Annotated in this window: 16 protein-coding genes; 4 read left to right on the forward strand and 12 right to left on the reverse strand. The window is 43.0% G+C overall.

Annotated features, from left to right (window positions below):
- Both ACFO4R_RS03050 and ACFO4R_RS03055 read right to left on the reverse strand, forming a co-directional pair.
- Positions 1-241: transposase (locus ACFO4R_RS03050; protein ID WP_379787535.1), on the reverse strand; the 241-nt coding region annotated here is incomplete at its 3' end.
- A gap of 345 nt (positions 242-586) precedes the next feature.
- On the reverse strand, positions 587-2,227 hold the full coding sequence (locus tag ACFO4R_RS03055) for an ABC transporter ATP-binding protein (RefSeq protein ID WP_379787536.1): 1,641 nt from the start codon (positions 2,225-2,227) through the stop codon (positions 587-589).
- 896 nt (positions 2,228-3,123) lie between these two features.
- Here ACFO4R_RS03055 and ACFO4R_RS03060 point away from each other — a divergent pair.
- From ACFO4R_RS03060 to ACFO4R_RS03075, 4 genes are all read left to right on the forward strand, one after another.
- Positions 3,124-4,356, forward strand: a complete 1,233-nt coding sequence (locus ACFO4R_RS03060) for an HlyC/CorC family transporter (protein WP_379787550.1) — start codon at positions 3,124-3,126, stop codon at positions 4,354-4,356.
- Positions 4,357-4,381: 25 nt separating this feature from the next.
- Positions 4,382-5,020, forward strand: coding sequence for a CBS domain-containing protein (locus tag ACFO4R_RS03065; protein WP_379787538.1), 639 nt, complete (start codon positions 4,382-4,384; stop codon positions 5,018-5,020).
- Positions 5,021-5,387: 367 nt separating this feature from the next.
- A complete protein-coding gene (gene glmU / locus ACFO4R_RS03070) occupies positions 5,388-6,746 on the forward strand; it encodes a bifunctional UDP-N-acetylglucosamine diphosphorylase/glucosamine-1-phosphate N-acetyltransferase GlmU (RefSeq protein ID WP_379787539.1) in 1,359 nt (452 codons plus the stop codon).
- 23 nt (positions 6,747-6,769) lie between these two features.
- Positions 6,770-7,723 (forward strand): ribose-phosphate diphosphokinase, encoded by a 954-nt coding sequence (locus ACFO4R_RS03075; protein ID WP_379787540.1) that lies wholly within the window; start codon positions 6,770-6,772, stop codon positions 7,721-7,723.
- 172 nt (positions 7,724-7,895) lie between these two features.
- Here ACFO4R_RS03075 and ACFO4R_RS03080 read toward each other — a convergent pair whose 3' ends face one another.
- From ACFO4R_RS03080 to ACFO4R_RS03125, 10 genes are all read right to left on the reverse strand, one after another.
- Positions 7,896-8,837 carry a DUF5050 domain-containing protein gene (locus tag ACFO4R_RS03080; RefSeq protein ID WP_379787541.1) on the reverse strand — a complete coding sequence of 314 codons (942 nt, stop codon included), beginning with the start codon at positions 8,835-8,837 and terminating at the stop codon, positions 7,896-7,898.
- Between the two features lie 604 nt (positions 8,838-9,441).
- The gene (upp, locus tag ACFO4R_RS03085; protein WP_379787551.1) at positions 9,442-10,077 is read right to left on the reverse strand and encodes a uracil phosphoribosyltransferase; all 636 of its coding nucleotides are present in this window, start codon (positions 10,075-10,077) and stop codon (positions 9,442-9,444) included.
- Between the two features lie 102 nt (positions 10,078-10,179).
- Complete coding sequence (gene rpiB / locus ACFO4R_RS03090; protein ID WP_379787542.1) at positions 10,180-10,617, reverse strand: ribose 5-phosphate isomerase B; 438 nt, start codon at positions 10,615-10,617, stop codon at positions 10,180-10,182.
- A 347-nt stretch (positions 10,618-10,964) separates the two neighbouring features.
- A complete protein-coding gene (locus tag ACFO4R_RS03095; RefSeq protein WP_379787543.1) occupies positions 10,965-11,501 on the reverse strand; it encodes an arsenate reductase/protein-tyrosine-phosphatase family protein in 537 nt (178 codons plus the stop codon).
- A 295-nt stretch (positions 11,502-11,796) separates the two neighbouring features.
- On the reverse strand, positions 11,797-12,867 hold the full coding sequence (locus ACFO4R_RS03100) for an L-threonylcarbamoyladenylate synthase (RefSeq protein ID WP_379787544.1): 1,071 nt from the start codon (positions 12,865-12,867) through the stop codon (positions 11,797-11,799).
- A 54-nt stretch (positions 12,868-12,921) separates the two neighbouring features.
- Complete coding sequence (prfA, locus tag ACFO4R_RS03105) at positions 12,922-13,986, reverse strand: peptide chain release factor 1 (RefSeq protein WP_379787545.1); 1,065 nt, start codon at positions 13,984-13,986, stop codon at positions 12,922-12,924.
- 3 nt (positions 13,987-13,989) lie between these two features.
- Positions 13,990-14,871 carry a peptide chain release factor N(5)-glutamine methyltransferase gene (prmC, locus tag ACFO4R_RS03110; RefSeq protein ID WP_379787546.1) on the reverse strand — a complete coding sequence of 294 codons (882 nt, stop codon included), beginning with the start codon at positions 14,869-14,871 and terminating at the stop codon, positions 13,990-13,992.
- Positions 14,868-15,830 carry a DUF1385 domain-containing protein gene (locus ACFO4R_RS03115; RefSeq protein ID WP_379787547.1) on the reverse strand — a complete coding sequence of 321 codons (963 nt, stop codon included), beginning with the start codon at positions 15,828-15,830 and terminating at the stop codon, positions 14,868-14,870. The genes prmC and ACFO4R_RS03115 overlap by 4 nt, the downstream gene beginning before the upstream one ends.
- A gap of 1,039 nt (positions 15,831-16,869) precedes the next feature.
- On the reverse strand, positions 16,870-17,787 hold the full coding sequence (locus ACFO4R_RS03120; protein WP_379787548.1) for a diacylglycerol/lipid kinase family protein: 918 nt from the start codon (positions 17,785-17,787) through the stop codon (positions 16,870-16,872).
- Between the two features lie 17 nt (positions 17,788-17,804).
- Entirely contained in the window at positions 17,805-18,338 is a 534-nt protein-coding gene (locus tag ACFO4R_RS03125) for a hypothetical protein (protein ID WP_379787549.1), read from the reverse strand.
- Positions 18,339-21,275 lie beyond the last annotated feature (2,937 nt).

Raw genomic sequence — 21,275 nt, forward strand, 5'->3', positions numbered from 1 at the left:
CTTCCGCAACGGTTGCCATGTCCGAGAGGTTATACAGGTTCTGTAGGATATAGAGTCGTAGCATCAATTCTATTTCGTAGGGTTTGTTTCCACGTTTTGCTTTGTAATAGAAGGGTTTAATGAGTTCTATCCATTCTTCCCAAGGGATGATTTGATCGATTTGCTTGAGAAATTCTTTTTTCTTTGTTTTGACACTTAGAAGTTCGTCTGTAAGAATGGATAGATTTAGTTGTTTGTTCATGGCTCTCCCTCGTTCTCTATTATGCAGTATGGTTTCTAATTACTGGGTTTGATTCTGTTTTATATCTTTTATTTTATCATAGTTTTGTTCCTTATAGGGAACTATTAGCTCTTTTTGTGCGGTATTTCCTTAAGAATTCTTTTTCATTATAACGAAGATTCTGAGTAAGGCGAAATATCAATATGTTACTACTGTAGTGACACGTTGAAATTCATGGTAATTCCGACTTCGATATGAATTCTTCCGATTTATCACCGAGATAAGAAATAAAGCCGAATATCAATATGTCAGTACACCGGGCAACGGATAATAGGATTACAACGATACACAGCGCTCATCCATATACTACCCTTCGATATTTACACTTGTACCATCAATCACAATCCGCTTGTGAAACAGGTGCCCCATATTCTGCGGCATTTGATGTGCAACAACAATCACGGTCCTCTCTTTTTTGGACACCGCAACTTCCATTAGCCTACGTGCAGTTTCGGTATCCAGATTAGCAAAACTTTCATCAAAAGTCACGATCGACGGATTGAACAACTCCATGCGTGCCAATGCGATTTTTTGCCGTTCTCCTCCGGATAGACTCTGTCCGCCCTGTGTGATTACATGGTTCAGTCCATCCTTATATCGTTGCAATACATAAGTAAACTCAATTTTTTGCAAGGCGTCGAGGATCTCTTCGTCAGAAAATCTCTTGTTGAACAAGGTAACATTGTCACGCACAGAGGCATTGAAAATAAATGTACTCTGCGTACAAGGCAGAATGAAATTCGCAAGCTGTCTCGTGTCGAGATTTCGGATATCAATACCGTCAATACATACCCTGCCTCTATCGGGATCTTCAATCCCCGTAAGAAGTTTTATAAACGTAGACTTTCCGCTCCCCGACGGACCACACAACAAATACTTCTCTCCACGTACGATAGTCGCATTGATTTTATCAAAAATCGGGATATCTGCATACGAAAAAGAAACATCCTTAAAGTCCATTTCCCTAAATGTAGCCGGAAATTGTTCAAACTCCATTACCTGTTTTTCACTGTAGAGTAATTCTTTTTGTAGGGTGCGGATAAGTTGAACAGCACTCTTGAGTTCCGTGATATCCTCTCCCAAAGTTTGTAAAGGCGCTGCAATATAGACCACCAGCTGTGAAGCTACAATCATCTTACTGACAGTCATAACACCTAAAATAGTAAGCATAGCGCCAAAAAAGAAGATTCCGACATAGAGTATCTGCCCAAAGGTAAAGGACAACAACCTGGCTGTCGATGAAAGTATCCTGGACTTGAACTTTGAAGTTTCCCACTGACGATTCGCCTCACTTATTGAGTGAAGGGATTGTGAAGTCAAATCAAAGCTTTTTAATAGATCAAAGCCGTTCAAATGTTCTGTAGCTGTTACTGTGAAAAGTTCAGCATTTCGCATTTGTTCAGACTTTCTCTCAGCAATCTTGGGTCCCATTATCTTGGGAATAAGCAGCTGAACAAAAGCTACTACAAATACAAAAACTGCAAGCCATGGAGAAATATACAACAATACGATAGCACTTACAAAAAAGGTAAAAAGCTCCGAGAAAACAGAAAACCATATTTCCATATAAGACTCCTCTATCATATCGCACTGACTTGTAAGCATAGATATCCGACTCCCTGTATTCTTCTTATGAAAAAGCTTGACGGGCATCGACAATAACTTTTGTACGATATCATCTCTAAGGTTTGTTTGTGCATTCTGAAGAGTCTTCCACTTTAATTTATTTGCAACATAATCCAAAATAAAATATGTAGCCAAATAGAGCACCAACCATAAGGCAAAGGATGACGCCTCTTGCAAAGATCCCTCCGATGCAAGGTCCACACAACGCATCATCACATAAGCCAACATGACTTCAAATAAACTGCTTGCTGTCACCAAAAACAAGGTACTTACAAACCTTAATTTCTGACCCTTGTATAAATAACCGAACAGTGTTTTCATTGTTTCTCCTTCTTGCTATGCAAATAATAAATCGATCCATCTACCCTCATTAAAATCCGACAAAAAATTTTTGTCTTTTATTAAGTTTAGAATAATCTATCTGTTTGAATTTATCATATTATTTTATATTTTTCAAGAGAGAGTAGGATGAGGAGGATGGTTTTTTATTGTAAAAAACTCTCTGTAAGGGATCGTGATTTTCATCGGATTTATGTTATAAACTCTACAATTACGGATGGTTCAGGAAGAAAAATTTATAAATTCACAAAATAAAGAATTACAGCCCCAAAGGATAAAAAATATGTTATACTTGAGTATGATGACAACGATGTTACCCCTTTGTTGTTGATCCTGTGAGGTCCTTGCAGGGGCTGACGTGCCGTATTTGGAATCCGCTAAGAACAATCATACAAAGACGGATCTCCCTGTAAGTTTGCAAAATGCAACACTCTTTCGGGTCAATGCTTTTAACAATTTCATCGTTGATATAAAATGAATACCCTGCCGATTTTTGGGATTATGTGGTATTGTCCTAATACTGCCTTCCATTTCAATTGTCCGGTCGTTCAGTTTGAATTCTTTGATCGTTCAAAACGTTTTGGGTCGCTATATGTTCTATTTATATTATTCTCCGTTTGAAATGCCGGATATAAAACATATATCATTGCCGAAAAACAACTTGGAAGAGGATAGCCTTCAAAGCGTTCAACTTGTCAATTTTAATAGATAGCGGTATTACCTGATGTTTCAATCGGGAAATCATATACAGGGCAAAAAAAGGTTATTTAAGCCGGAGCAAAGGTCGAGACGAAAGAGACTGTAAGATAGGTGTTTCTCCGGAACCTTTGTCAGGAAGAGAAGTGAGGTTGAGAAGTTTATTGGAACATTCAATAGGGATACAGGTCGTTTTGTTAGTGGTGTTGTTGCTGTTCTCCGCTTTTTTTTCTTCGTCGGAGACGGCGTTGATGTCGATCAGTAAAATCAGGCTGCGGCATCTTGCCGAAACCAATGTTAAAAATGCAAGAAAGACTCAAGCGTTGCTTGATGAACCCAACAAGCTTTTGGGGACGATTCTGGTGGGCAACAACCTTGTCAATATTGCCGCTTCGGCAATTGCAACTTCACTGTCCATCACTCTTTGGAAGGGAAAGGGAGTGGGAATCGCAACCTTGGTCATGACGATCCTGGTTTTGATCTTCGGAGAGGTAACACCGAAGAATTTGGCGATGGACTATACAGAAGAGATCGTCCTGTTTATCACTCCGTTCATGCAGAAAATCGTATTTTTATTTCGTCCCGTAGTTGCGGTTCTGACTTTGATTACCAATGCAATCATCGGAATGTTCGGCGGAAAGGTCAATGAGAAGAAACCTCTTATCACGGAAGAGGAACTCAAAACCATTGTTGAAGTTTCAAGCCAGGAAGGGGTATTGGAATCCGACGAGAAGGAGATTATAGACAATATCTTCGAGTACAGTGATCTGCGTATTCGCGATATCATGGTACAGAGGATGGATATTGAGGCGGTGGACTGTAACGCTTCGTACGAAGAAACGATCGAAGCCTTTGGAGCTAAGAGGTTTTCGAGGATTCCCGTCTACGAAGATACCATTGATAATGTGATCGGAGTCCTCTATGCAAAGGATCTGTTTTTTATGTCGGTGGAGGAAAGAGACCGTTTCAGTGTCAAGGATTATATGAGGCCTCCCGTCTACACCTATGAGTTCATTAAGATTTCGGATTTTTTCAGACGGATGCAGGGAGAGCGTGTCCATCTGGCGATCGTTCTCGACGAGTATGAGGGGGTCGCGGGCATTGTGACCATGGAGGACATCATAGAGAGCATCCTCGGAGATATCAACGACGAGTATGATCCTCAGGACGATCAGGACATCGTCTGTATCAAGGAGGGAGAGTATATTGTCAACGGCTATGTCAAGCTGGAGGATATCAACGATATGATAGGAACTCATTTTGAGTCGGAAGACTTTGAATCCATCGGAGGCTTGATCCTCGGTATCCTCGGAAGGGTCCCCAAGACAGGCGAGATCGTACCTTATGAAAATTCAAGATTTGTAATCGAGAAAGTCGACAAGAGTCGTATCATGAAGATACGTTTGTTCAATTAGATAAAAAGATTTAAGGAGGAAGAGTATGATAATCAGATCTATTATGACACCGGAGTCGAAATTGAAGGTATTGAGTCCGAATCTCAAGGTAAAAGAAGCCCTGGATGCGGTCTTGGAAGACGGTTTTCTGTCCCTGCCTGTAGTTCAGGGAAAGAAATACATCGGAATTTTTTACAAGAACAAAGTCTACGATGCCATCTTTTCTGACCCTCAGAAGAAGGAGGAGATTCTCAATGACAGTCTTGAGAACTGGATCATCAGTGAGGCTCTTCCCCTGCATGAGCTCGACTATGTCGAGAGAGCCGCTGAAAAGTTCTCCAAGAACAATTGGAGTTTCATCCCCGTTGTAAATAAGTTGGAGGAGTTTGTGGGCATCGTGACCCAGAAGGCGATTTTCCAAGTCGTGGTTCGCGTGTACGGATTGGAAGATGCGAGGTTGATCATCCACAGTTACGACTTTGTCGGGGTTCTCAGCAACATTACCAAGGTCATCCAAAAACACGGAGCGAACATTACGAACGTGACACAGTATGATACTGATATCATAGGGATCACAGAGATTTCAATCCGCCTCAAGGGAGAGAATTTGGATCAGCTCGTCAAGAAGTTAAAGGCTAAGGGAATCAAGGTTCACGAGTTTATTGAGAAGCAGGAACTGCTCTAAACAGGACTGCATTCTCGCAAAATATTGAAGGACATCTCCTCGAATAAAGTGACATTTTGTAAAGAGTTCACAGTATCAAATACTTCAAAACAACAGACCACGCTAATGGTCTGTTGAATAAATACATTCCGGAACATATTCGTTTCACAAGATGTCGATCTTTTATGAAGCAAAGGAAGAATTGTTTTGTATTTTTGGATACTGTTTCTACAACAAGGCCACTTGCACGAGCGGACGATCCTTCGGGAAGATGCTTTTTTTGAAGAACTGTGAATGAGATTAAGAAGGAAATAAAGTCCTAACGAGAGATTCTAAAGGATCTCTCGTGGACTTGTATGTTTAAAATAATATAAAAAGAGGGGTTGCCATGAGTTTAAAGAGTATTGTCCTGGCGGCAGGCAAGGGGACTCGTATGAAGTCCAAACTTCCCAAAGTCCTGCACGAGATCCTGGATAAACCGATGCTTGACTATGTATTGGATCGATGTCTTGAGTTGTCAAACGAAAGACCGATCGTGATTGTAGGGCATCAGGGAGAGATGGTTGCCAAGCACTTGGAAGGCCGAGCACAGATTGCGGAACAAAAGGAACAGCTTGGAACCGGTCATGCGGTCATGATGGGGATTGACCTGATCGCTGACGATGACGATGTACTTATTGTTTGCGGAGATACTCCGCTTCTTACCGCCCAAACGCTGAAGGCGATGGAAGAGCTTAAACAGAGCAGCGATGCGGTCGTTTTGTCCGCCAAGGTAAGCGATAGCTTCGGTTATGGAAGGATCATAAGGAACGGGGAAGATTTCATCAAGATTGTGGAGGAAAAAGATGCCACGATCGAGCAGAAGAAGATCGATGAGATTAACGCAGGGACCTATATGATAAGTGCGAAACTTCTTAAGAGGGAACTTTCAAACCTGAAGGCGGAAAACTCTCAAAAAGAATATTATTTGACGGATGTGTTTGAACAGGTGGCTAAGGACGGTAGGGTGAGGATCTGTACTGCGGATTCCGAGGAGATCTTAGGGATCAACAACCGAGTCCAATTGGCTGAAGCTGCCGATATAATGAAGAAGAGAATCAATCGCGAACTGATGATGCAGGGGGTTACGATTATTGATGAAAACAATACCTATATCGATCCGGAAGTCGTAATCGGAAGCGATACCGTTATCTACCCCAATACGCGAATCAAAGGCAAGACGGTGATCGGTGAAAGTTGTATCATTAGAGAGAATACGACAATAGAGGATTGTTTGATCAGTGACAAAGTGGAAATTAGGAGTTCCACCTTGTTGCAAGCAGAGGTCGGATCCCATACCACTGTCGGCCCTTATGCCTACCTCAGACCCAAGTCCAAGATTGGCCAACATTGTAAGATCGGAGACTTCGTTGAGGTCAAGAATGCGAATTTCGGTGATTATTCCAAGGCTTCTCATCTATCCTACATCGGCGATGCGGATGTAGGAAAACATGTCAATATCGGCTGTGGAGTAGTCTTTGTAAACTATGACGGAACCAACAAGCATAGAAGTGTTGTCGGCGATTGTTCCTTCATCGGTTCCAATTCAAATTTAGTGGCACCCGTCCGGGTCGGAGAACTCGGATTTGTGGCGGCGGGTTCGACCGTAACCAAGGATGTTCCCGAAGGAGCTCTCATGGTAGCAAGAAACAAAGAATATATCAAAGAAGGTTGGACAGAACGAAAAGGCTTAATCAAGAAAAAATAAAGTAAATTTAGGAGGATGTATTCATGAATGTTCGTGGGAATGAAATTAAAATTTTTAGCGGAAACTCCAATATGATTCTCGCTCGAAAGATTGCAATGGAGTTGGGCTTGCCCATAGGTGATGCCTATGTGACAAAGTTCAGCGACGGTGAAATTTCGGTCAATATCAACGAAAGCGTGCGGGGAGCAGATACCTATGTGATCCAGTCCACCTGTGACCCGGTCAATGACAATCTTATGGAACTTCTCATTATGATCGATGCCCTAAAAAGAGCTTCCGCAGGAAGGATCACGGCAGTCATCCCCTACTACGGATATGCGAGACAGGACAGAAAGGCAAAGTCAAGAGATCCAATCACTGCCAAACTGGTAGCGGACTTGATCGAGGCATCGGGAGCCGATCGTGTACTTACGATGGACCTACATGCGAACCAGATCCAAGGTTACTTTGATATTCCTGTGGATCACTTGCTCGGCGGTCCCATCCTTGTGGATTATTTCGCGGAAAAGAGAATTGAAAATTTGGTGGTTGTGTCTCCGGATCACGGAAGCGTGACCCGTGTGAGAACTGTCGCGGAGAAACTTGATATTCCTATGGCGATCGTAGATAAACGTCGTCCCAAGGCCAATGTTTCGGAAGTAATGAACATTATCGGAGATGTCAAGGACAAGAACATTCTGTTGATCGACGATATGATCGACACCGCAGGAACTTTGGTTGCGGCAGCGGATGCAATCGCAGCAATGGGAGCAAAGGACATCTACGCTTCCTGTACCCATCCCGTTTTTTCGGGCCCTGCCATCGAACGACTTGAAAAGTCGAGCATCAAAGAGATCGTTGTCTTGGATACGATTTCTCTGCCTTCTGAAAAACAGATCGATAAAATCAAGGTCATTTCATCTGCTCCTCTCTTCGCTAAAGCGATCCGAAAAACCTTTAACAACGAATCCTTGAGTATCTTGTTTGAAGCAAGATAAAAATTTCCTATCAGCCTTGTTCCGTTGAGGAACAGGGCTGATTTCTTGTCTTGTATATAGAGAAAACCACACATCAAATGTGTGGTTTTCTCTAGGGTATAAATTTGTAACGATATCCGTAATTATTGCCGGGTGTTCAAACGCAATTTCCAAGTCTCTGATTAAATAGAAGTTAATTCAATGCCTTTACATAAACGGATGGCTTTGCAATCTTTTGTATCTTTCCTGTTTTATAATATAACTTGTAGTATACAAACTCCCCGTCCCCGCTCAACGGGTCGAAGTTTTCTAAAACGAATGCTTCCCTATCGGTGCTTACCTCTTCAAAAAATCCTACCAAAGAATCGCTTGCATTGGAAATCAGCTTCTTGTTTTGGCCATTCTTATCCACTTCATATAAGAACTTCTTCTCATTTTCATCCTTGGACAGATAATAAATCTTGCTCGGTGTTACCTTAAATGCAATAATCCCTCGGGCAAGCTCCTTCTCATTTTGTCCGTTTAGATCGGTTACTGCCAAAACATCGGTAGCGGAATCAAAACGAAATCTTGTATAGAATATATTTTTTCTGTCCGCTTCAATTGCTACTAAATCAGAATTTGCCGAGCTTTTGATAATTTCCTTTTGATTTCCGGTCTTCATATCCAAAAGGTGGAAGGATTCTTTTCCCGAATTTTTATCCGGCACTCTCAGGTATGCGGAATCCCCTTGAATGTATTCCAGATGTGCGTAGGTATCAAAGTCCTTTATTTTTTTTGCTGTTCTCGTTTTTAATTCATAAGCCATCAGGGCGGACGGTGTCATCGTTCCGTTCTCTCTGCCGGTCATCTGCATGTAAAAAATTTTTTCACTGCTGCAAATAACATCGTATACATTCTCGGCATTTAAGAGCAAATCACTTGCCTTTCCCAAATGTAAACTTAGATTGCCCAAACTATCTTTAGAAAGAGACTTTTTATCAATACTTATTTTATAATTCCCTTGTTGGTGAGTGTATTCCTTAAACGTCCTGAGCTTTATACAATTTGTATGCGCATAGGTGTCAATGCCTGCCAAGCTGACGATCATCATTGAAAGTATCATTACAGATATAAATCTTTTTACAACTCTCATTTTTGTTACCTCCCCTTTTACATCTTTCCTCTCAAGCCGGAAAGACAAGTCCTAAAATATGGCAAAGGAATAACGCTCTATAATACAAAAACAGAAAAACGTTTGCCCGTACATATATTATATCATACTCCTCAGAAAAAAGATGATTTGAAATGCAAATGTAATCAAAAAGTTAAATTGTTTTATGCTTTTTAAGAAACTGTATTTGACCGCTCAGAACTCTTGTTTTAAAAGGGACATAAAGATGTTCGAACTCCTATTCTTTCCTTTTGAGATTCTTAGCAAGACTTTTTATTCCAAGAAAACAGGCTCGCACAAGGCTTGAAACGGCGTGATTTCCGCTCCATGATCGTCTTTACTGCTATCTGTTCGGATGTCGGGCAGTACAGAAGTGTACTCTGTTACATACATATTTCATTCTATTATTTACTTGATTTATAAGTGGCAGAATGTTGTATTTCAAAATAAATAAAACGACTTTTTTTATCATAAAATCGATATGACAACCGTTCTATCGGATAACAGTATAGACAGGGATAAAAAAGAACCCTATGAAACTCTTCCTTCACAAAGTTCTTTTTTCTGTCTTTTTTCGAATATACTCTTACTTCGTTCCGAAGATTCTGTCTCCCGCATCCCCAAGTCCGGGCACGATATAACCGTGATCATTTAATTTTTCATCCACAGAGGCCAAGTAGATATCTATTTCGGGATGATACTTATGTACCTCTTCAATTCCTTCGGGGCAACCTACAATACAGATGAGTTTGATGGACTTCGCTCCTTTTTGCTTCAACAGTTCGAGAGCGGCACTTGCCGAACCTCCGGTTGCAAGCATGGGGTCGACCAGGAGGAACTCTCTTTCTTCAATATCGGCAGGCAACTTACAATAATACTCGACAGGCTTTAAGGTCTCCGGATCACGATACAGACCCACATGGCCCACTTTTGCTGCAGGAATCAATTGAAGGATCCCTTCGACCATTCCCAAACCCGCTCTCAAAATCGGAACAATCCCAAGTTTTTTCCCTGCGAGAACCTTGGATTTCGTCTTGCAGATAGGAGTGTTAATTTCGATCTCCTGCATCGGAAGATCTCTCGTCGTCTCATACACCATGAGCATACCTATCTCTTTTACAAGCTCTCTGAACTCTTTGGAGCCCGTTGTTCGATCCCTTAAAATCGTCAGCTTATGCTGAACCATGGGATGATCCACTACTACCACTTTTCCCTTTTCCATTGACATATCAATCTCTCCTTACCTAATTGATTTAAGTATATATTACCCGGATTATACCTTCTCGACAAAAGCACTTCCCCATCCTTGATACAAGTTTAAAGCTCATTTTTCAAGCTGCATGATCTTGGACACACGTCTCTCGTGACGCTCCCCTTCAAACTCCGCAGCCAAGAACGCATCGACCAGCTCAAGCGCCAAGCCGGGTCCTACCGTCCTCTCTCCCAATGCCATGATCTGGCAGTTGTTATGCTGTCGACACATCTTTGCAGAAAATACGTCGGATACGGTCGCACATCGGATTCCTTGAACTTTGTTTGCAGCGATAGCAATGCCTATGCCCGTTCCGCAGACGAGGATTCCCCTCTCAACTTCTTCAGCTAATACCGCCTTCGCCACTTTTTCCGAATAATCCGGATAATCGACGGAGTCGGTAGAATCGGTTCCGTAGTCCACTACCTGATGTCCTAGTTTCAACAAATGTTTTTTGACGTCTTCCTTTAAACGGAAACCGCCATGGTCTGCTCCCAAACCTATCTTCATTGTCCTTCCTCCTTATAGAAACCGTGTGTTATATCAAATAACTACTTCTATTGTAACGGTATAGGTTGATGATTACAACCTATTTCGTCTGATTTGTCAACTTTTTTGTGTTCTGAGCAGAAGTCTGAAATGACCTGAAAAAATACACTCTTTATCTCCTTGCAAAACTTCTGAAAAACATTTCCGATCAAAAAACGGACAACGAAGCTTCCTGTTCTACAAAATCCGAGTTATGGCAAACCGGTGTAACAACACGTTGAAATTCACGGTAATTCCGACTTTGATATAAATTCTTTCGGTTTATAACCGAGATAAGAAATAAAGCTAAACAGCAATATGTCATTACACTAGCTGAACAAGCTTTTCAACCTGAGGATCTTGTTCAAAGAAGCATCGATTGCAGATAAGATCTCATCTCTGGTAGACATATATTCTTCCAAACTTCCTCCATAGGGATCCGCAATATCGAAGTCACCGTAAGATGATTCCGACGAAACACCGGGAGTTTGCCCACTCTTCTTTCGTTCGACAATTCTCTGCAATTCTTCTTCATCAAGGTTTTCAAACTCTTTCAAGGTAAAAACGAGTGCTTCACGAAGATGGCTGCGAAGCACATCCCTATGATCGGATGCCATGGTAAGAAAAAGATCTTGATCCAAGGTCTCGGGATTTGCCGTCCTGCTTCTGTGATCGGAGATATCGATATCCAGCTCTTCCATAGATTTTACGCTGTTTAAACTCGCCTCGTAACCGGCAAATCCTCCCAGTCCGAAAGAGGTGACTCGGATCCCTTCCATCCCCCTCTCCTCGATCAGCTTTTTTAAATAATACTCCGCTATCGGACTTCGACAGGTATTGCCCGTACATACAAACGCTATTTTCATAACTTCCTCCAAACTTTACTTTTCTCTCAACGTCCCGTTTGACAAACTTGAGATTATCCAAGCCTGCGACAAAGACACGCAAAAGTTCTTCTTTACACCGTTTTTTCAAATGATGTGCTATTTTCTTCCTGTTTTCCCTACATTTTAGGAAAACACTGCTCAAAGGGATATCGTACTTTTACTGTTGTTTTACAGAGGATAGAGATCTTATAAAATCAAGGTTTCTCAACTCTTTGTTTTTTGTACGAAACCGGATTTAACGTATTTTTCTTAATTATATAGCATTGCTTCGAGTTTATATCCGATTCACCCCATTCCTTTTGTGCATCTTCCCTTTTGAGTTCGCATAAATAAGCTTGCCACCTGCCGCCTTTTCTGCACGGTTCATCACCGCTAAGCCCACCTCGTCTTCTCCGACATTCTCCATCAGCACGATCCCGTGCCCTTCCCTATCCGCCTTTCTAAGGTAAGAGAACAGGACCTTTGCCGCCTCCAAGGATGTTGCTCCAAGAGAGTAAAGCTTCAAGCCCTCGTAATGCTGCCTGTGTTTTTCCATAGCGAAGATGACCGGATCTTCCTCTCTGTATTTTTGATATTCTTCAAGGATTCTTTCGACCATACCTTCCCCCTTGATGACGTACACACTCGCGTTTGGAGAATAATGGGTATACTTCATCCCCGGAGCCTTTGGAGCATCTCCCTGCCCCAAAACAGCCTTGTCCACACGGACAGGGCCCACAACGGCTTCGAGTTCGCTTAAGCCGATCTTTCCCGGTCGGAGGATGACGGGGATATCCTCCGTCATATCGACAATGGTCGACTCCAAGCCCACCTCGCTCGGTTCGGAGAGGAGGATTGCATCGACCCTCTCACCCATCTCTTCCACCGCATCTTCCCACATGGTGATCGACGGCCTGCCTGAAATGTTTGCAGACGGAGCTGCGATCGGCGTATCGGACAGGCGAATAAGTTCCCGGGCGACCTCGTTGCCGGGCATCCTTACCGCGACTGTAGAAAGACCTCCCGTCGTTTCCGCGGGAACAATGTCCTGCTTATCAAACACCATGGTCAGGGGACCCGGCCAAAACACTTCAGCGAGTTTCAAAGCCTTCTCTCCGAGGTTTCGAGCAACCAAACCGAGCATCTCCATATCGGCGATATGAAGGATGAGAGGATTGTCTGACGGCCTCCCCTTCGCTTGGTAGATATTGTAAGCCGCCTCGGGATCAAGGCCGTTGGCGCCAAGACCGTAAACGGTCTCCGTCGGAAAGATTACAGTTCCTCCACAGCGGATAATACGGGAGGCAAGCTCCATCTTCTCTTTTTCTTTCAAAGGATCTTCTATCCTTATCAACTCTGCTCTCATAGCATCCCCTCTTCTTTTGCTTCTAAAAAAACAGGAGCGATATGCCCCTGTCGATTATAGTGCCTGTAATTTTTCCGCTTGATCCGTCGTGATAAGAGCATCCAAAATCTCGTCTATATCTCCGTTAAGGAAGTTCTCCAGTTTATACAAGGTCAAGGAGATCCTGTGATCGGTCACCCTTCCCTGCGGGTAGTTGTAGGTCCTTATCCTCTCGGAACGATCTCCCGAGCCCACCTGACTTTTACGCTCCTGTGCCAATTCTTTCTGAGCCTTTTCAAGCTCCATATCATAGAGCTTCGCCTTCAAGATCTTAAACGCCTTCTCCTTGTTCTTCAGCTGCGACTTCTCGTCCTGCATCGAAATAACGATCCCCGTCGGCTTGTGTGTCAAACGAACGGCAGAGTCGGTCGTATTTACGGACTGCCCGCCGTTGCCTGAAGAACGGAACACATCGACGCGAACATCGTTGAGATCCAATTCCACTTCCACGTCATCGACCTCCGGCAATACGGCAACCGTAGCGGTGGAGGTATGGATTCTTCCACTTGACTCGGTCTCGGGAACACGTTGAACGCGGTGTACTCCCGATTCATACTTAAGTCTGGAATAAGCTCCTCTTCCCGTTATCATAAAGACCACTTCTTTGTAGCCTCCGATACCGGTTTCATTGGAAGACATAAGTTCCACCTTCCAGTTTCTCGCAGATGCATACATCGAGTACATCCGGAAGAGCACCCCCGCAAAAAGGGCCGCTTCGTCTCCTCCTGCACCGCCTCGAATCTCGACGATAACGTTCTTCTCATCGTTGGGGTCCTTGGGGATCAAAAGGAGTTTCAACTCCTTTTGGATCGTCTCCATCAACTCTTCCTTCTCGGAGAGTTCCATCTTCGCCAATTCTCTGAGCTCTTCATCCTTCTCTTCCTCCAAGATCTGACGCGAACCCTCGATATCATCCCTTGTCTGCTTGTACTCCCGATATTTCTGAATGATCGGCTCGGTGTCGGAGATCTCCTTCATATATCCCCTCCACCTATCCATATCGTTCATTGCCTCGGGCTGCGCTACAATGTTATTGAGTTCATTATATTTCTGCTCTAAGGCTTCCAAATTTTCAAACATAGTCTATTCCTCCGATTTTTTATTTCGTGTTTCTTTGCTGTTCCATGCGGTTTTGCTTGCAATAACAACACGGTTTTTTCCTGCCAGATCGTTGATAACCTCGATCTGCAGATAGCCTCGTTTCCTACAGATTTCGCCGACCTGATCGGCCTGAGTATATCCGATCTCAAAGGCAAAAAAACCGCCTTCCTTCAAATAACTTCTCCCTCTATCCACGATCTCTCTGTAGAAGTCCAGACCGTCAGGCCCTCCGAACAAGGCACTGTGAGGCTCATACCTAACTACATCTTCCATCAAGTCCTCCATCTCCGCTTCGTCAATATAAGGAGGATTGGATACAATAAAATCGTACTCTCCCTTCTCTACCTCGTCAAAGAGAGAAGAATGTTTGATCTTAAACCTGTCTGTAACTCCATATCTCTTTGCGTTCTCCATACTCACCCGAACAGGAACTTGCTCAATATCGGTAGCGGTCATCCTGAGCCTCTCTCTCTCACAGAGCAGACTGATGCTCACAGCTCCGCTTCCCGCTCCCACTTCGATCCCGCAGAGATTCTCATCGACCTTTAGACGACGAAGTACCTCTTCTACCAAAATCTCGGTGTCCGCTCTGGGGATAAGGACTCCCGGTCCTACCGAGAAGCTCCTTCCATAAAACTCCTTCTCTCCGATCAGATAGGCAAGGGGACAACGATCTTTGCGCCGTTCCACCAGATTCAAAAAAACCTCGATCTGCGAGGCTCCAACCTCTCTCTCCGGTGAGATAAGAAGTTCGATCGTCTCCAAATCCGTTGCATACATCAAGAGAAGCCTCGCATCCAGGATCGGAGTATCCAGATCTTGCAGTTCCTCCGCTGCGAATTTCAGGAGTTCTTTTACGGTCAACTTCCCACACCGCTTGTTCTTACTTCCTCCGACTGCAATTCGCTCAGGAGATATTCTTTTTTCTCCGTACCGTCCAAACCCAACGCCGCCTTGATCGACGCAATCCCTACCTCAATCTGACTTTCATCCGGTTCCTTTGTCGTGATTTTTTGAAGGAGCATTCCCGGATATACCATCAGAGAAGTAAACTTATTTTCCTTCTGTCCCGCCAGGCGTATCAACTCATAAGAGATCCCCGAAACAAGAGGAAACATCAACAGCTTGACAAAACTTCTTGCCCACAGAGTCCTCACGTTGACAAAAGAAAAAATCAATACGGAGACGATCAATACCAAAAAGATGAAGTTCGTTCCGCATCTGGGATGAAGTCTACTCATCGACTTGACATTTTCGACTGTCAGCTCCTTGCCCTGTTCATAACAATAGACGCTCTTATGTTCTGCACCATGATACTGAAATACCCTGCGAATGTCGTTTAGCTGCGACATCGCGAAAAGATAGATGACAAAAATCGAAATCTTTATCACACCTTCCTTCAAAGAGACCAGGAAAGTTTTTTCGGCGGAGTTTTTGGCCAAGAGGGTCGGCAACACAACGAAAAGGCCGATTGCCAACGCAAAGGAGACCACCGTCATAAACACATTGAGCACTTTTTCAGCATGTTTTCCGAACATCTTTCTCATCAATCGATCAAGCTTCGTCTCTTCTTCCTCATCCTCCATGTAAAAGTTTGCGGAATAGCTCAGATCCTTGCTTCCCTCGACCATGGAATCAATCAATACGAACAATCCTCGCAAAAAAGGAAGTTTTCGTACCTTACTGTCCTGCAAAAAACCCTTGGGTTTCGTCTTTTTTACGATGATATCGCCATCGGGTTTACGAACCGCGATCGCTTTGATATCACCGCATCTCATCATGACCCCTTCTATCAGAGCCTGTCCTCCCACTGTTTTTTTCATATATTCTCTCCCTTATCCGGACAGACCAAAGGGTACTCTACCCCCGCCTCACCGGATATCCTCTAAACTTCTATACCATACAGCCCTGATCTTTCTTTTCGATCTTCTCGAAGAAAGTACTGCCGGTGTATTGATATACTGATATTTATCTTTATTTCCTATCTTCGTCATAAACCAAAAGAGTTCCTAATGCAGCTTATACCTTACGGTTATTCAAGCTGTTTTCAACAGTCATCCGTCCTGTATTCACAACAATTCGATCGAATAACAAAATCGAGAAACTTCTTCGTATTCTAACATTAGATTATACCACAAAAACACTTTTTTGTGAATAATGCTTCTCTATATCACACATTTGTGCAATACTGCTATTCCTTCGAGTAGTGGATATCAACGTTCTGTGACCCATAGAAGACAAAATAGTTTTTCGTGGTCAAAAAACAGATATCTCCCTACTTCTATTGGAGAAGAGTGTAAAGTGAAAAAATCATCCCTACTTCAAAGAATCCTAAAGAAACGCTCCCAAAAATATAGGATCCTCTTCTCATCGTTTCGCAAAGTAGAGTTCTCGTCAAACAAACACTTTAGAAGATACGATCCCTTAAAAAATTTAATTTACGTTACTTGTTCGAAATTATGCAGTGTTGCTCCAATCTTTCATCAAAGAAAATGAACTCATCTCTATTGCAAAGAAGCTTCTCTACTTTTGCAACACTTCGGGGCGATGCGACTTTTCGGTCATCGGGCACAACAAAGCATCCCGCTTTAACACTATCGAGGTAATATACATTCGAGAAAACAAGGCGAAGGCGATTTCACGCAAAAAGTAACATTCTAAGAATCGTTGCTTTCACAAGATCTCCTCACTATACAAAACAACAGCAAAGAAACTTCTTTTGTACGGTGTCGGTCTGTCATCCGTTTGAATCGTTTATACCGATGATCTGCACCCTATCAACATCGAAAGAATATCACATACTTAAAGAGCAGACACTCCAACAGATCAGCTTTGAGTGTAGAACTCCTCTCCTTGATCTTCTCACAAAACAGCGACTTTAATCGCCGAAGGAAGAAGCTCCATCTCGACCTCCTTGGAGATAAGAAGTTCTCCGTCATATTGGACACAAAATTTCGTATCCGCCACAAAACGCAGATGTCTTCCGGCAAGAGTTTCTATCTCCTTGATCTCTTTATGCCTTCCCTCAACAAAGGGTTTTGCAAGTCGAAGGATACTCCAATTTGACATCTCCTTGACCTTAACAATGCTGTAAAATCCGTTCGACAGTTCAGCCTCGGGAAGCACCTTGATCCCTCCGCCATAAAACTTTCCGTTTCCTATCGCAACCAGAAGATAATCTCCCTCCAGCTTCTGTCCATCCAAATAAACCGTCGCCGACTTCTTGTGTTTGCGTAAAAGGACCGTATAGATCGCACTGAACGCATAGGCAAGCTTAGGGGGCAGGACCTTACTATTCTTAAAAGCGAGCGACTTTTCGATCACATCGGCATCCAAACCCACCGATGCAATATTGACAAAATAACCTTCGTTGATCCTCCCGATATCAATCTTCTTTACTCGAGCCTTCATAACCGCTTCTATTTGTTTTTCGGGAGATTCTTCAAAAAACCATCTCGGCATAAGATTGCGAATATAGTCATTGCCCGTTCCTCCCGGAAGAGCGGCGACCTCGATCCGCATATCCCCCCGACGGACCAGTTCGGATACCAAACAGGAAAGTGTACCATCCCCTCCAACAGCGTATATTCGCGCTACGCTTATACCCGCATAGGAGGACAGGACCTCCCTGAGTTCCTCTATCGTCTCGGTTGTCTCAACAAAGACATCTCTTCTTTTTTTCTTCAATTCCCGGAGCAGAGGAAGATACTGTTTCGATCCTCCCTTGCCCGATCTTGTATTTACAATAAACAGATGATTACGTACCTCGTTTGTCTTCATATTTCTTCGGGTCTCTCCTAAAAAATACTTCGGGTCTTCTTATAGCGATCTCCCATCTTTTCCTTCAAAAATCCTTGAAGCTCTTTATACTCTTCCTTAGGAGTTTCCTTCTTGGAGATATAGGTACCGAAATTCTTATCAAAAAACACGATCAGCATGGTCTTGGCCTCCATGACCAAAACCAGATCCCGATAGGTGAAACTTCCATGTTCCTTTCGATCCTTCAAAGAGACAACAGCCTTATCTTCTTCAAAGGTAAGGTTATGAATGATACTGTAGAAATCTACCTTGTTGAGACCGCTGAACTTGATATTTCGTTTTTCATATCTCAAAACAAGGGCAACTACTACTACAAGGTGCAGTATAAGAGTGGTAACGATCATTCTTACAGGATCCAAACCGCTCGCCGTACGGCTGATAAAGAAACCTCCCAGCAAAGATAACAGGAAGATATAAACTAAGACCCCTACCTTCCTATGAAACAGGATAAGGTACAAAAATTTTCGGTACTCCCACTTATCCACTTTTCTGCTTATCTTTATTGCCCGCATCGCTCGATCTCCTTTTTGTTCCAATATTCTTCCGACGGTATTCATACTGTTCTCCGATAAAAATGTCCTCCGAAAAACGATATAAGCGCTAATACTGCTCTTCCTTTGAGTTATGGATATAGATGATCTGTGACCCATAGAAGATAAACCCATTTTTCGCGGGTTAAAAAACAGATATATCCATACTTCCAGTGAAAAATAGTATAAAATGCATACGGAGCCTACGACTATAGTTCCGCTTGACCCGGAAATTCAAAACAGATAAAAAATATCGCCCTGCTCGCCCCGCCTGATCCCGTCACGGATATTATACCATCTTCGTTGTCTGATGGAAATAGAGTTTCCGCCGAAGTAATGATTTTTCAAATAGGCAAAGCATTGCCAAAGTGTAAAAATGAATATGTAGTGTTTCCGTCTCCGCCGGAGTGATGGTCTTTCAAACTCAACTTGTAAATTTGGTGTGTTCATAATATATGATAGTTTCCGTCTCCGCCGGAGTGATGGTCTTTCAAACACAGCGTTTGATAAATCGTCAAACCCATTCAGTTTTAAGTTTCGGTCTCCGCCGGAGTAATGGCCTTTCAAACTATGAGGTTTGGATCAAGGCTTACTCGGAGCACACATCATGTTTCGGTCTCCGCCGGAGTGATGGCCTTTCAAACATGACTACAACGGTCTTCTGTACGTCTTCAACGACGAATGTTTCGGTCTCCGCCGGAGTGATGGCCTTTCAAACTTGATGACTCCGTTTCTCTTTATCCCTTCGCGGATAAAGTTTCCGTCTCCTTTCGGAGTGATGGTCTTTCAAACCCTCATTTCTTTTCTCCTTTTCTCTACTATGTTTTGTGTATTTCCGTCTCCTTTCGGAGTGATGGTCTTTCAAACGAGAAAAGGAACAGATCAGAGAGATCGCAGAGGCTTCAGATTTCCGTCTCCTTTCGGAGTGATGGTCTTTCAAACGAGAAAAGGAACAGATCAGAGAGATCGCAGAGGCTTCAGATTTCCGTCTCCTTTCGGAGTGATGGTCTTTCAAACCGACTGAACGGAAATAACGACCCTCTTCGGGTCATGATCAAGTTTCCGTCTCCGCCGGAGTGATGGTCTTTCAAACTCCTTTCTATACTCTTATTATACTATGACATAGTAGAAAAGTTTCCGTCTCCGCCGGAGTGATGGTCTTTCAAACTTTTCGATAGCACATTATCACTACCTGTGTCAAAATGTTTCGGTCTCCGCCGGAATGATGGTCTTTCAAACAAGGTGTCAATGTATGCACCAATGGCGTGGAACCTTAAAGTTTCCGTCTCCGCCGGAGTGATGGTCTTTCAAGCATCCTTTCTTTTTGTTCTACGGTTTTCCGTAATTCAAAGTTTCGGTCTCCGCCGGAGTAATGGTCTTTCAAACACAGCGTTTGATAAATCGTCAAACCCATTCAGTTTTAAGTTTCGGTCTCCGCCGGAGTGATGGTCTTTCAAACACGATTGCATACGAATGTTTGAGTACAGGCTGCACATCGGTTTCGGTCTCCGCCGGAGTGATGCTCTTTCAAACTTTCCGAAAGCTTGTTAAAAGAAATCCTTGATTTAATAGGTTTCGGTCTCCGCCGGAGTGATGGTCTTTCAATTCCTATGGGATTTAGCATACGCTTGCTTTGTGTATTTCCACCTCCAAAATAGTTACTGTCATGGTAACATATCATGCTTATTTCGACAAGACTTGATATAGCAACAAAATATCTTGTATCTCTCTATCTTCTTTCCCCTCATCCATCCAGCACTCAGAAATGCACTAAGAGCCGGACTAAAGGTTTCGGTCTCCGCCGGAGTGATGGTCTTTCAATTCCTATGGGATTTAGCATACGTTTGCTTTGTGTATTTCCATCTCCAAAATAGTTACTGTCATGGTAACATATCACGCTTATTTCGACAAGACTTGATATAGCAACAAAATATCTTGTGTTTCTCTATCTTCTTTCCCCGCATCCATCCAGCAATCAGAAATGCACTAAGAGCCGGACTAAAGGTTTCGGTCTCCGCCGAAGTAATGGTCTTTCAAACTATTCCTAACAAAAAATGCAGAAGAGTGGATTGACTATGTTTCGGTCTCCGCCGGAGTGATGGTCTTTCAATTCCTATGGGATTTAGCATACACTTACTTTGTGTATTTCTATCTCCAAAATAGTTACTGTCATGGTAACATATCACGCTTATTTCGACAAGACTTGATATAGCAACAAAATATCTTGTATCTCTCTATCTTCTTTCCCCGCATCCATCCAGCACTCAGAAATGCACTAAGAGCCGGACTAAAAGTTTCGGTCTCCGCCGGAGTAATGGTCTTTCAAACGTATTTTTATGAAAGTTCTTTTGCTTAATTATTTGAGTTTCCGTCTCCGCCGGAGTGATGGCCTTTCATACTACTATTCTTTTGAATAGTGGATATAAACAATCTGTGACCCATAGAAGACAACATAGTTTTTCGTCATCGAAAAATAGATATATCCACACTTCTATTGAAAAATAGTATCAAACATGACTACAACGGTCTTCTGTACGTCTTCAACGACGAATGTTTCGGTCTCCGCCGGAGTGATGGTCTTTCAAACATACTTGACTTAATCGTTGAACGTGAAAGCGTTCAACAAGTTTCCGTCTCCTTTCGGAGTGATGGTCTTTCAAACGAGGGAATAGAAATGGCACTATTCGAAGCAGACGGAGGTTTCCGTCTCCTTTCGGAGTGATGGTCTTTCAAACAGTAGCGTCCGACGGTCTGAGGATGTATCGGCTTAACTCGTTTCCGTCTCCTTTCGGAGTGATGGTCTTTCAAACCTACTTTTGTTTTCATACTAATCCTCCCATACGTTACTTGTTTCCGTCTCCTTTCGGAGTGATGGTCTTTCAAACAATTTTGCGCCTAAAAACTAGAATTTAATTCTAT

Source organism: Filifactor villosus (assembly GCF_042652965.1).
Taxonomy (GTDB): Bacteria; Bacillota; Clostridia; order Peptostreptococcales; family Filifactoraceae; genus Filifactor; species Filifactor villosus.

What these genes read in the sequence shown, in the direction of transcription:
- ACFO4R_RS03055 (WP_379787536.1), bottom strand. Translation starts at nt 2,227, where the DNA reads ATGAAAACACTGTTCGGTTATTTATACAAGGGTCAGAAATTAAGGTTT.
- ACFO4R_RS03065 (WP_379787538.1), top strand. Translation starts at nt 4,382, where the DNA reads ATGATAATCAGATCTATTATGACACCGGAGTCGAAATTGAAGGTATTG.
- glmU (WP_379787539.1), top strand. Translation starts at nt 5,388, where the DNA reads ATGAGTTTAAAGAGTATTGTCCTGGCGGCAGGCAAGGGGACTCGTATG.
- ACFO4R_RS03075 (WP_379787540.1), top strand. Translation starts at nt 6,770, where the DNA reads ATGAATGTTCGTGGGAATGAAATTAAAATTTTTAGCGGAAACTCCAAT.
- ACFO4R_RS03080 (WP_379787541.1), bottom strand. Translation starts at nt 8,837, where the DNA reads ATGAGAGTTGTAAAAAGATTTATATCTGTAATGATACTTTCAATGATG.
- upp (WP_379787551.1), bottom strand. Translation starts at nt 10,077, where the DNA reads ATGGAAAAGGGAAAAGTGGTAGTAGTGGATCATCCCATGGTTCAGCAT.
- rpiB (WP_379787542.1), bottom strand. Translation starts at nt 10,617, where the DNA reads ATGAAGATAGGTTTGGGAGCAGACCATGGCGGTTTCCGTTTAAAGGAA.
- ACFO4R_RS03095 (WP_379787543.1), bottom strand. Translation starts at nt 11,501, where the DNA reads ATGAAAATAGCGTTTGTATGTACGGGCAATACCTGTCGAAGTCCGATA.
- ACFO4R_RS03100 (WP_379787544.1), bottom strand. Translation starts at nt 12,867, where the DNA reads ATGAGAGCAGAGTTGATAAGGATAGAAGATCCTTTGAAAGAAAAAGAG.
- prfA (WP_379787545.1), bottom strand. Translation starts at nt 13,986, where the DNA reads ATGTTTGAAAATTTGGAAGCCTTAGAGCAGAAATATAATGAACTCAAT.
- ACFO4R_RS03115 (WP_379787547.1), bottom strand. Translation starts at nt 15,830, where the DNA reads ATGAAAAAAACAGTGGGAGGACAGGCTCTGATAGAAGGGGTCATGATG.
- ACFO4R_RS03120 (WP_379787548.1), bottom strand. Translation starts at nt 17,787, where the DNA reads ATGAAGACAAACGAGGTACGTAATCATCTGTTTATTGTAAATACAAGA.
- ACFO4R_RS03125 (WP_379787549.1), bottom strand. Translation starts at nt 18,338, where the DNA reads ATGCGGGCAATAAAGATAAGCAGAAAAGTGGATAAGTGGGAGTACCGA.